Genomic DNA, 12,180 nt, shown 5'->3' with positions numbered 1-12,180 from the left:
TTATGCCGCTGATTTCGATACGAATATTAAGAATCTCAAAATACACTGAAAATCTATGAAATTCGGTACCAAAGCTATCCACGCAGGTGTAGAGCCAGATCCGAGTACAGGAGCGATTATGACTCCTATTTATCAAACTTCCACCTACGTTCAACGCTCACCCGGAGACCACAAAGGATATGAGTATTCGCGTACTCACAATCCTACAAGGACGGCCTTACAACAAAACTTGGCAGCCCTTGAAAATGGAAAACATGGGATTTGTTTTTCTTCTGGATTGGGAGCAATTGACGCAGTGATGAAGTTGTTCCGACCTGGTGATGAAATTATCAGTACAAGCGATTTATATGGCGGGACATACAGGCTATTCACCAAAGTGTTCGAGCCATTTGGAATCAAGTTCCACTTCGTGCCAATGGCTAATATGGATGCTATCGAGGAAAAAGTCAATTCAAACACAAAGTTGATTTGGGTGGAAACTCCTACCAATCCCATGATGAATATCATTGATATAGAAGCGGTGGCAAAAATCGCTAAGAATCATGGAGTATTGCTTGGAGTGGACAATACGTTTGCTTCTCCTTTTCTTCAAAATCCACTAGATCTAGGAGCTGACATTGTAATGCACTCGGTGACCAAATATTTGGGAGGACATTCCGATGTGGTTATGGGTGCTTTAATTGTAAAAGACGATGCCTTGGCAGAGCGATTGGTGTTTTTGCAAAATGCCTCAGGGGCTACTCCTGGACCACAGGATTGTTTCTTGGTATTGCGAGGAATCAAGACCCTTCATATTCGCATGGAGCGCCATTCTCAGAATGGGAAAACTATTGCCGCCTATTTGAAAAATCATCCGAAAGTTGACAAGGTATATTGGCCAGGGTTTGAGGATCATCCAAATCATGATATTGCCAAGAAGCAAATGCGTGATTTTGGAGGAATGATCTCCTTTACCTTAGTTGGTAATCGCTTAGAAGATGCCAAGAAAGTCATGGAAAACTTTAAGCTATTCTCTTTGGCTGAATCTCTAGGAGGGGTTGAATCGCTTTGTGGTCATCCTGCTACCATGACTCATGCTAGCATTCCTAAAGAGGAGCGGGAGAAAGTTGGCTTGGTCGATTCCTTAATTCGACTGAGTGTTGGAATTGAGGATGCCGAGGATTTAAAAAATGATTTAGCGAAAGCTTTGGATGTGATTTGATCAATCCAAAATCTTATGAAATAATTCCTGAGCCTGTTTTTCTACCGCGGAAGACAGGCTTTTCTTTTTGGTCTGAAGGTCTTTAATCCAGTCCAAATACTTTTTGGAAACCTGCTCTTTGTCCGATAAATATTGAGAAAGGGATTGAAGTTCGAGGTGGTTGTTGTACCATTTAGAAAGAGTCTGAAGGAGGCTTTCTATTTCTTCATGAATAGCAGTGACAAAGATGGGATTGAAACCCAAATATTGAAGAATGAATTCCAAATGGAGGATTTTTCGGAGCCCGACATCCATGTCCTTGCATGCTTTGGAGTCCAAGCCTTTCTTCCAATCAATATGGAAAAATTCTAGCTCCTCATTGACCAATTGATGAATCGCTGTACTGATAGTTATTGGCTTGTGGCCAATACTTCCGTTTTTTACCTCCACATTTAATTTTTCCCACCTGGAGATCGTTCCTCCCACAATCCGGTCAAATGCTTCTGTATGCAATCCTTTTTTGTGGTCAGCTAAAAATGCTTCGTAACTTTTGAAAGTTTGATTTTTGAGAACTTGCCGGTCACGTAGGCCAATTTCGACGGTTTTAAGCCGAATGATTTTTTTAAGGTCTTTTTGTAAAATCCGGAAATCTCGAAATAGTTGATTGGCAAATTCTTGCTGCTCAAAATGGATTTTACCCAGAAGTTCTCCGAATATTTCCAAATATTCCAGCTTTTCGAAAAGCATGGCTGCTTTCTTGGACTTTATCTGTTTGCTGAGTTCGAGAAAAAGACTTTTCGCTTCCTTTAGGTTTTTCTCAAACAATTCAAAAATCCGGGAGACTTTAGTCTGCATGGGTCAAGTTATTCGAACGAGAGTGGCTCCATAGCCCCATTGATCTTTCTGCGTGTCTTGAAAGTACTGAATATTTGTCAATTGACTCAATCGCTTGTGAATTTCTTTGCGAAGCACGCCATTTCCTATCCCGTGTACGAAGGTGATTTCATGCATTCCCGAGGCGATTGCTTGATTCAAAGTTTTTTCAAAATGCTCCAATTGAATTCGTAGCATTTCAGAATTGCTCAAATTTTCATGATTTGGAACAAGTTCTTCGATATGCAAGTCCACGCGTTTTTCGGGCTTTTGGATGGGTTCAATAGCTGGCTTTGAACTAATTGATTCCAATTCCTGATTGAGTTTTTGGATGTCTAATTCCTGAGTGGTTTGCTCTAGATGAAAGCTATAACCTCGTTTTTTGAGGATTGGAATCTCTGAAAGGTGCTTAAAGAATTGGGTTGGTTTAATTTTGATTTGCCTTTCAAAAGGCGGTTTGGCCTTTTCTAATTTCGATTGGATGGGAAGAAAACGGAGAAGAAATGAAGGCCAATCGTTCATTTCTTTGATGATGCGATCATCAAACTTTTTTGCCTCTCCGGATTTCAATTTCTCCGCAAATAGGGTCCGCTGATTCGAACCATACACTTCAGAAGCATGGCACAAATAATCCATGCTGCTGTCATTGACGAGGTATAGGCTAAGATTTTGATCATTGATGGGGATAAAAGCCAAATAGATTCCCTGATCTTTTGGTGATGAAATTGGAGTAGGAATTTCAGCTTTTTCGCTTTCAGATTCCTTTTCTCCGAAATATGCAGATTCGGCAGAATGGATAACCACCGCTTCGGATTTCAAAGCAGGAATGACAAAACCATCCTCGATTTCCACTTCAATTCTTCCACTGGAAGAAATCCGCTTAATGATGCCTTCCTCCTTCCCGTGAAGGAGCCTTACGCGATCACCAATATTCATGAGTTTAGTGCTTCTTTATAGGTGTCTATTGCTCGTTGCCTTGCAAATTTATGATCAACAATAGGTTTTGGGTACTTTTCCGTTCCTAATTCCGGGATCCATTTTTTGATATATTTCAAGTCTTTATCAAACTTTTCAGTTTGCGATTCGGGATTAAAAACCCGGAAATATGGTTGGGCATCTGTACCGGTTCCTGCAGCCCATTGCCAACCGCCATTGTTGGAAGCCAATTCAAAATCCAATAGTTTTCTTGCAAAATAGGCCTCTCCCCAGCGCCAGTCAATCAGTAGGTGTTTGGTTAGAAAAGATGCGACAATCATGCGAACTCGATTGTGCATATAGCCTGTAGCATTCAGTTCCCGCATACCTGCATCAACAATAGGATAACCCGTTTTTCCTTGGCACCAAGCTTCAAATTCTTCCTCGTTATTTCTCCAAGGAATATGATCGTAGGCAGGCTTGAAAGCCTTGTCAACTACCTGAGGGTTGAAGGCCAAAATGGTCATGTAAAATTCCCGCCAAATCAACTCATTTAAATAGGTTGCATTCAGTTTGGCGGCGATTTTGGCTAACCTTCGAATAGAAATCGTACCGAAACGAAGGTGAATTCCTAATCGGCTTGTTCCATGAATGGCCGGGAAATTTCGAGTCTTATCATAATGTTTGATAATGTCTTCGTCCGTCTCCATTGGAGGGATTTCGATAGTTGATTTTTCGAAACCAACCTCCTCTAAGCTAGGAAGTGGAAGGGGGTTGGTAGAATAAAGATTCTTCCATTGGAAATTCGAAAGTGGCTCAATTTTTTGCCCTTTGAAGTTCTCCAACCAAACCCTACTGTAGGGAGTGAAAACTTTGTAGAATTCACCGGATCCATTCAATACTTCTCCCGGCTCGAAAATCATTTGATCCTTAAAGGTGAAAAATTCCGCTCCGTGATTTTTGAGCAATTCGGATACGGCTTGATCTCGTTCCTTTGCATAAGGCTCATAATCCCGATTTGTGTAAACAGCCTGAATTGAATATTCCTCCAACAGGGATTTATAGATTTCTAAAGGCTTTCCGATTCGGACAATCATGGAACTTCCTTTTTGCTCGAGTTGGGATTTTAGCTTTGTGATTTGATCATGGATAAATCCAACTCGTGCATCGTCTTTATCTTCCAATTTTTCTAGGATGTTTTGATCAAAAATGAATATTGGAAGTGCGTTTTTTTCCTGTTGTAGGGCATAAAAAAGCCCAGTATTATCATCGAGTCTGAGGTCTCTTCTAAACCAAAAAAGGGTGACTTTTTCCATTTGTTGTGTTTTTAAGAAGAAAGCTATTTAGCTTCGAATTGTTTCGACTATCGATTGGGAAAAGGAAGGTATTGAATCGGTCGATTGTAAGTGGAGTCCAGTTTATTCTCCACAGGAGTTAAATCGATTTGCTGCCAATCTTCCCCGTCATTGTATCGCAAGAAGTAATCGGAATCTTCAACCAAACTAGAATTTCGTTTCTTTTTTCGAATGATTTTTTCAAATAGTTCTGAGAAGGAATTGAAAGATACGTTTTGAGAAAGAGCTACTCCATAGGTAGCCACATTTCTGGAAAGAGAAAGGGAAGTAAAGGTGTTGAAATTATTTCGGTTAAAGATTCTAATTCGATAAACCCCATCCTCAGTTAAAAGATATTCTGCTTGCCAGTCTCCGATGATTGCGGCAGCACCAGCTTGGCCGGTATTGTCCGTAAATCCACCATCTCGGGAAACCCGAAGTCTTCCGTCTAAGAAAGTGTATGCAACACTCAATTGGAACGTTTCAAGGGCATTTTGATCCAAAGTCGCTAAATCAACATTGATTTCCAGATTCTTATCGACTTGACCCAAAAATGAGTTTAACTGAGCAGAAAGCAATTGTCCAAGACTGTTTGATAGAGAGTTTACTCCTGCAAATTGTCCTTCTGGAGAGAATGAACGGGTCATGATTACTGAGAACACCTGTCGGTTCATTTCCTGTTCATCATTCGCCACTCTGGACTGGAAGGAGGAAATAGCAGTTTGTAAATCACCTGTATTTGGGAATTCGGAGAAGTCAAACCCGAATTCAATGTCAGGGGAAAGTAACTCTCCATTCAGTTCCATGATGACACCCACCGGATAGCGGCGATTGGCTACTGTGTTTTCTTGACCTGTTGTACTTGTTGCCAACAGAGGTTGGATGGATACCGATTCTTCATAGCGGGCTGTTAGATCCATGACTCCTTGATAAGGGTCGCCATACCACGAAATTCTTCCTCCTGGATCCACTGTAAAATCTTTCTTTACAACATTGTAAAGAGAGAAATTATAGGTGGCTTCGGTGACTTCATAGGTGCCATTCAATGAGAAGGCTCCTTGGGTGTCGATATTCATTGTCAAAACACCTCTTCCCCTTCCTGAAATTTTTTCTTGAGTCCTTGGGTCAATAATAATTTCGGCATAGGCATCTGGAGTGACATCCAACACGAAGTTCATTTGTACATTTTGGATATCTAGTCGATTGATTTCCTCACTTAAGCCTTGGACAGAAACAGTGTCATAAATATTGATAAAGTGGATATAATCCTCACTAACCTGCTCATCACTAGATGAGAGCGGAATAAAAATCCGAGTATCGGGCTGACTGGTTGCTCTAGCATCAATGACCAAGTTACTTGTTGTCCCTGTGATGTCAAGCCCACCTGTGACATACACATTTCCATAAAAGACCTCATTGTCTTTGACACTGGTGTTCATCACTTGGAAATTATTCAGGTTGGCATGGATATCTAGCAAAATATCTTTTATCCCTTGATAGGTTAGCCCGCCATTCAGGTTTGCGGTATTTCCCCGCACGTCTTTCGCTACCAATCGATCAAAGCGAATTTCTCCTGGTGTAAATAAAATACTGCCGTCTAACTGATAGAGGGTGTTTAGGAAGTTTACCCGAACTTTCCCCTTGTTGATTTTTCCTTCCCCTTGAAGAATGGGTTTGATAGGGTCACCCTGCAATTGGATGTTTCCTGAAATACTACCTCCCATATCCGAGAGGTAATTGGAAAGGAAAGGTTCGAAAATTGCCAGCTCTGCATCTTCTAAATCCCCTTTCAAATCGAAGTTCAAGTCTCTCAATCCTAATGAACCTGAAAGATCAATAGTTTTTTTTCCGTTTAGAACATTCCTAATATCCAAGTCCAAGGCATTATCAGCTAGATCAGCTTGGGTAATCAAATCACCTACAGGGATTTCATTGATAGCAAGTCCATTGATTGTGATTTGAGAATTTAAAATCAGCTGGTCATCAGCTCCAAAATAGGCGGTAACCAAACCATTAATTGCTCCTTCATATTCCTGAGGGGCAAAAGTGTTTAGAATATTCGCATTGACATCCTTGAGTGAGAGGGTCCATTTTTTTTCAACTGACTTACCTAAAACCCCTTCGGCTTTAATTTCTTGATTTCCAGAATGTAGCCTTAAATTTTCAAATACTACCGAGTTTGGAAGAATTCTAATTTGATTATCAGGATCAAACTCCCAGTTATTGCTCAAAACCTCCAATTGAGACTTAAGCATCTGAATTTTAGTTTCTTCAGCTGAAAACTGGGCTACGGCATTGATTCTCGCATGACTTTGGGTTGAATCCTGATCCAAAGCAAAATTCAAATCCAATGCTTCATTGTTCCAAATGGCCTCAAATCCCAAATTGCTGAAATCAAGTTTGCCCCCAAGGTTTTGCTGCTTGGAGAAAACATAGAAAGAAGCAAGAATCTCCGGTCCATTGATGAATTTAGAAGTGTTGAAGTCAACATTGACATCCCGTGCTTCATTACCTTGGAATCGGATCGTGTCAATACTTGTGAAAAAGTTGAAAATCGTATTTTCCGAGGTTTGGTAAAATGCACCTTCAATTAGTGTGTTTTTTGAAACATATAAATCAGGCTGAACTAGGTTCAGTATTGGATTTACATCAATCAATCTGACGTTTAAATCCAGGTTGTAGGGTAAATTGAAATTTTGCTCTAGGTCTGCAATAGCCGGTTCCTCTTGAGTTAGAATTGCCAGGTATTGATCCAAAAGGAAAGGCAAATCCTTACTCATTTGATTTAGATTGAACTGACCCGAAGCTCCGGCGACGATGTAGTCAGAATTAAGAGACATGGTACGTGTTCCCCCAGCAAAAAGTGATTGAAAGCTGAAATCACCCAAATCTAAAACCCGGTCTTCGTAACCGATCATGATGTCCCTGAAGCGCATGATTCCGGTCAGTTTATCGAGTTCTATTCCCCGTGTGTCCATTTCAAGATATCCATGAACAAAAGCGGAGGTGTCGACCAAATTTATTGCTTGTAGATTTGCAGAATCCAACTGAAGTCGGATATTGATTGATTCAAAACTCTCCTTCAAATTGATCGAGCCTGATCCATTTAAGGCCAAATTTGGATCTTGGATGGAAAGGTTTCCTTCAAAAAGTTCTAAACCATATTGGGCATCAGTTTGAATATTGGTGTAATTATATCCCATCAAACCTAAACTGGAGATGGAAGCATTGAGATCCAATAGTAGATCTTCTGCATTGCTCCCCTGTAAATTCACATTTCCATCTAGGGACACTTTTTGAATTAAGTCCGGCTGATCCGTGAGTACTCCGAGGTTCAGATTATTGATTTGTACCTTAGAAACCACGGAGTTGATATCACCCTTTTTGTCGTAGTTTACTCGTCCATTTAGACTTCCAATGGATGTTTTGAAATCACCATTGGTAGTAAAACGATTTAGCAAACCTGCAAAATCCGCATTTAGCCGAATCGTTCCGAATTTGTTTACCTGCTTGGCTAATTCAGGATCAAGATAAGGACTCAAATCTCGAGTCTGAATGGTGGAATTTTTAAGGGAAAGATTAATATAGGTGTCTTCAATTTCGGGAAGCCCGTCTAGATAAAATGCACCGAATATTTCTGTTTTTTGACCGATTCGAAGTAAAAACTCATCGGATTTTATATCTGCTATAGGCCCTGATACCTCTCCGCTCAGGATAATTTGATCTTCTATATTTGGAAGAGAGGGGGCAAAGAAATTCAAATCACCTAATCCCAGGATGGTTTCTTCCATCCGGGCCGTGATTTTTACATCCGTGACAAAATTAGAGAGTGAAGTAGGGGAATCATATTCAAATTTGAGGTAGTCCCTGATATGACTTTCATTACTGACCAATTTCAAATGGTCAAATTCCATGAAAGTGGGAGCGAAGGTGTAATTGGTCTTGAATTCCTTGATTTCAAGGCCCGAAGCATTTTCTTTTCCCGAAAGATGGCCAATGTCCAGTTTTACTCCTCCTCCTTCGGTGACAAAATTTGAAGCAGACAATTGAATGTCTGAAAACCGCATCCGGTTATAATCCAAGCCTTCGGTGATGGGTTCTGAATTACCGTTTATCAGTGCAAATGAGGAATTGCGGAAATCAATGGAGGTGATTGAAAACTTCCCGCCACCGGAACTTTCACTTGAACCAAACGCTTCGCTTAATTCACTTACCCATTGATTGATATTCATGATGGAATCGCCTTCATGGGTAATTAATTGAATTTTCGCCTGCTCAACTCGCACTTGGTCAATAGTGGGATTTCCTTTCTCAAGAAGGGAACTGAGTTCAAAGTCCACAAAAGCCTCTTTGGTGCCAATCATCAGACTATCATGCGTATCCCGAATCTCAAGATTTTGAATAGTTAAAGCATCCCACCAAGAAATCTGAATTTTATCGATGGAAGCCGTAAAATTGGTACGGTCGTTAAGGTAGCTAGTTACCCTATCAATTAGCCAATTTTGGACAGGAGTAAACTGAACTAGGGCACCGATGAGTAGGATTAAGACTAAAAAGTAAAACACCACCCAAAGCAGTACACGGAAGGTCTTGTGTAAAAAATCCGTAACTTTCGGCTTCTTTTCCAATGGGTACTAGAGATATTTATATTCTGGCTATAGAGTCTTCGTGTGACGAAACTTCTGCCTCTGTCATCTATAATGGCAAAGTACTTAATAATATTGTCGCCACACAATCTGTCCACGAAAAATATGGGGGTGTAGTTCCCGAATTGGCTTCTCGAGCACATCAGGAAAATATCGTTCCTGTTGTGTCTGAAGCTTTGGTTTCGGCGGGAATTTCAAAAAGCCAATTGTCAGCAATCGCCTTTACGCGTGGGCCAGGTTTGATGGGAGCTTTGTTGGTAGGAGTTAGTTTTGCAAAGTCACTAGCACAAGCACTTGATATTCCTTTGATCGAGGTCAATCATATGCAAGCGCATGTTTTGGCACATTTCATTGAAAATCCCAAGCCTTCATTTCCCTTTCTTTGCCTGACCGTCAGTGGTGGTCATACCCAATTGGTTTTGGTAAAAGATCATTTAGAAATGGAAGTAATCGGGGAAACTCGGGATGATGCGGTTGGGGAGGCTTTTGATAAAACCGCCAAGCTTTTAGGCTTGCCTTATCCGGGAGGACCTTTGATTGATCGATATGCCAATGAGGGAAATCCCAAAACCTTCCAGTTTCCTATCACCCGAATGCCAGGATTGAATTTCTCATTCAGTGGAATAAAGACAGCTGTTCTTTATTTCCTTCAGGATAAAATGAAAGAGAATCCGAATTTCATTCAGGAAAATCTTTCTGACCTTTGCGCTAGCATCCAATACACCTTGATCGAAATGCTTCGTATCAAACTCGAAGAGGCTTCAAAAAAGCTCCAAATCAAAGAAATTGCGATTGCCGGAGGAGTTTCTGCCAATTCAGGGTTAAGAAATACCTTGACCCAAATAGCAAAGAAAAAAGGATGGAACTTGTACATTCCAAAATTTGAATATTGTACAGATAATGCAGGGATGATTGCCATTGCAGCACATTATAAATACCTGAAGGGTGAATTTTCATCCTTGGACGTTACCCCATTAGCCAAAATGAAAATTTGATATGGCTACAAAAAAGAAATTTGAGAAAATCATCAATATCAAGAATAAGAAGGCCAGTTTTCAATTTGAATTTTTGGAAACGTATGTGGCAGGCTTGGTTTTAAAAGGAACCGAAATCAAATCCCTTCGAGAGGGAAAAGTTTCCTTGACTGAGTCTTTTTGCATTTTTCTGGACGATGAATTATATGTTCGACAGATGCATATCGCGCCATATTCTATGGCTGCCAGCTACAATCATGAGGCCGTAAGGGATCGAAAATTACTTTTGAATAAAAAAGAACTGGAAAAACTCCGAACGAAGTCTCAAGAAAAGGGGCTGACTATCATTCCTGTTCGTATATTTATCAATGACCGAGGGTTGGCTAAGATGGAAATCGCCCTGGGTCGTGGTAAAAAAATGCACGACAAACGACAGGATTTGAAGGAAAAAGATGCCAAAAGAGAACTTCAGCGAATGGCCCTTAAGTGATGCGTATGGAATCTGTAGACAGACCATGTTGCCGGTCTACAAAAAACCTTCCCGCGACTCAGCTTTAATTACTCAATTGCTTTTTGGAGAGTGCTATCAGGTATTGGCGGTTTCACAAGACCGTCAATGGTATCGAATTTTCCACGAGGACAGTAGGATAGGAGGTTGGATTTCTTCCAAGTCTTTGAAGGAAATTCCGCAGCAAGACTATTTGAAGTTTTTGAGTCAGGATTTTCAGGTAGTGACCAGTCCAATTGCTGCGATTGAATACCAAGGAACAAATCTTTATTTGCTGCCAGGAAGTCGCCTTCATTTTTCGGAACTGGAACTTTTCAATTGGCAGGATACCATTGGTTTTACTGGGGCTAGTCGAAGTCATGCCCATCGAGCAGATCGGGAAGAATTGATTGAAATTGCATTACGCTATATCAATGCTCCTTGGCAACCTGGAGGAAGAAGTATTTTTGGATTAGATGAAGTCTTGGGCTTTGCACTGATTTACACCATTGGAGGATATACTTGGCATGCTGCAGCTTTGCCAGGCAGGATTTTACCTTTCAATCATGCTATGCCGGGAGATTTGTTTATTTTTCATGATGAACAAAAACGAATCGATCATTTTGCGATATATCTAGGGCTAGAGGAAGTCCTATGGATGGATCATAAAATGCGTGTTTCGGATTTGGATGAATGGCAAAACCACTTGTCAAACAATCGCCCAACTGAGGTGGTTTTGGAAGCTAGATCAGTATTTGGTTTGTGATGGATAAGCGAGTGTTGGTATTAAATCTTGATCATTCACCGGTAGCTGTAGTGTCGGTCCAAAAAGCGATTGTGCTTACTCTTTTGGAGAAGGCAACGATTCTTTCGGTATATGAACTTTTACAAATCCGCACCATCAGCAGGAACTTCGAATATCCAGCCGTTATTCGACTCAATCAGTATAAGAATATTCCTTATCGTGGAGTTCTCCTCAACCGGGCTAATCTTTTCCGTCGGGATAATGGGGAGTGCCAATACTGTGGATCGAATCGTCATCTGACTATAGACCACGTGCTTCCCCGCTCCAAAGGAGGTAAGACTTCTTGGACCAATTTGGTGACTGCTTGTAACCGATGCAATGTCAACAAAGGAGATAAGACGCCGGAAGAGGCTGGGATGCCTTTAAAAATTGCCCCTTTCAAACCTACCCTTTCCTATTTTTTAGCGGATTATGCAGAGCGGCATGCCGAAGAGTGGTTGCCATTTTTGAATGCAAAAGTCATTCAGTCCTAATTCTTTTCAAATTTGGCAGAAAAATTGCCTCAACCCCCGCATGAGAATTACAATTCTAACTTTCCTATTTATTTCTTTTTTTGGAATTTCTAACGCCTCAAATGCTCAGGAATTATTTGGGAAATGGCAGTTGGTTTATTTCGACGGGATAGATCAAATCAGAAATTCACCTCAATTTCGAGAAGCTACTGCAACTGCCCGGACCAATATGGAATATCGAATCAAGAATAGGCTGGAAAACACAGTTTATGAGTTTTTTGGTGAGGATTCCTTGAAATACACCGATATGGTTAATCAAAAATTGGTGTTGAGAAAAGCTACTTTCGAAGTGGATGAAAGTAATACACTAATTATCAAACATGCGGACTTGGTTCGGAAGGCTCAAATCGTGGAGTTAACGGAGAACAAGCTGATTCTTCAGCCCATATCACAATCTGGAACGTTGGGAAGATTGATTTTTGAGCCTTATGTAGAACCTGAAGAGGACTGATTT

The 12,180-nt window shown here is 40.7% G+C and carries 10 protein-coding genes; 6 read left to right on the top strand and 4 right to left on the bottom strand.

Translation table 11 applies throughout. The features are described 5' to 3' along the window. Positions 1-55: 55 nt before the first annotated feature. A complete protein-coding gene (locus NY014_RS06940) occupies positions 56-1,201 on the top strand; it encodes a cystathionine gamma-synthase (protein WP_259413832.1) in 1,146 nt (381 codons plus the stop codon). On the opposite strand, the gene NY014_RS06935 is transcribed toward NY014_RS06940, so the two are convergent. The 4 genes from NY014_RS06935 to NY014_RS06920 are packed head-to-tail and all read right to left on the bottom strand — an operon-like array spanning position 1,202 to position 8,930. After that, positions 1,202-2,035 carry a hypothetical protein gene (locus NY014_RS06935; RefSeq protein WP_259413831.1) on the bottom strand — a complete coding sequence of 278 codons (834 nt, stop codon included), beginning with the start codon at positions 2,033-2,035 and terminating at the stop codon, positions 1,202-1,204. Positions 2,036-2,038: 3 nt separating this feature from the next. After that, the gene (locus NY014_RS06930) at positions 2,039-2,989 is read right to left on the bottom strand and encodes a Smr/MutS family protein (protein ID WP_259413830.1); all 951 of its coding nucleotides are present in this window, start codon (positions 2,987-2,989) and stop codon (positions 2,039-2,041) included. Continuing rightward, on the bottom strand, positions 2,986-4,284 hold the full coding sequence (locus NY014_RS06925) for a cryptochrome/photolyase family protein (RefSeq protein WP_259413829.1): 1,299 nt from the start codon (positions 4,282-4,284) through the stop codon (positions 2,986-2,988). The genes NY014_RS06930 and NY014_RS06925 overlap by 4 nt, the downstream gene beginning before the upstream one ends. A gap of 47 nt (positions 4,285-4,331) precedes the next feature. Further along, positions 4,332-8,930 (bottom strand): translocation/assembly module TamB domain-containing protein, encoded by a 4,599-nt coding sequence (locus NY014_RS06920; protein ID WP_259413828.1) that lies wholly within the window; start codon positions 8,928-8,930, stop codon positions 4,332-4,334. On the opposite strand from NY014_RS06920, the gene tsaD reads away from it, so the two are divergent. The 5 genes from tsaD to NY014_RS06895 are packed head-to-tail and all read left to right on the top strand — an operon-like array spanning position 8,930 to position 12,177. Continuing rightward, positions 8,930-9,943, top strand: a complete 1,014-nt coding sequence (tsaD, locus tag NY014_RS06915; RefSeq protein ID WP_259413827.1) for a tRNA (adenosine(37)-N6)-threonylcarbamoyltransferase complex transferase subunit TsaD — start codon at positions 8,930-8,932, stop codon at positions 9,941-9,943. The genes NY014_RS06920 and tsaD overlap by 1 nt on opposite strands. 1 nt (position 9,944) lies before the next feature. Then, the gene (smpB, locus tag NY014_RS06910; protein WP_135073765.1) at positions 9,945-10,412 is read left to right on the top strand and encodes an SsrA-binding protein SmpB; all 468 of its coding nucleotides are present in this window, start codon (positions 9,945-9,947) and stop codon (positions 10,410-10,412) included. Further along, positions 10,375-11,175, top strand: coding sequence for an SH3 domain-containing protein (locus NY014_RS06905; protein WP_259413826.1), 801 nt, complete (start codon positions 10,375-10,377; stop codon positions 11,173-11,175). Before smpB ends, NY014_RS06905 begins: the two co-directional genes overlap by 38 nt. Then, on the top strand, positions 11,175-11,687 hold the full coding sequence (locus NY014_RS06900) for an HNH endonuclease (RefSeq protein ID WP_259413825.1): 513 nt from the start codon (positions 11,175-11,177) through the stop codon (positions 11,685-11,687). Before NY014_RS06905 ends, NY014_RS06900 begins: the two co-directional genes overlap by 1 nt. A 40-nt stretch (positions 11,688-11,727) precedes the next feature. Continuing rightward, positions 11,728-12,177 (top strand): lipocalin family protein, encoded by a 450-nt coding sequence (locus tag NY014_RS06895; protein WP_259413824.1) that lies wholly within the window; start codon positions 11,728-11,730, stop codon positions 12,175-12,177. Positions 12,178-12,180 lie beyond the last annotated feature (3 nt).

The organism is Algoriphagus limi (genome assembly GCF_024919275.1).
In the GTDB taxonomy this organism is placed as follows: Bacteria; Bacteroidota; Bacteroidia; order Cytophagales; family Cyclobacteriaceae; genus Algoriphagus; species Algoriphagus limi.
This window is presented reverse-complemented; position numbering and strand designations above follow the sequence as displayed.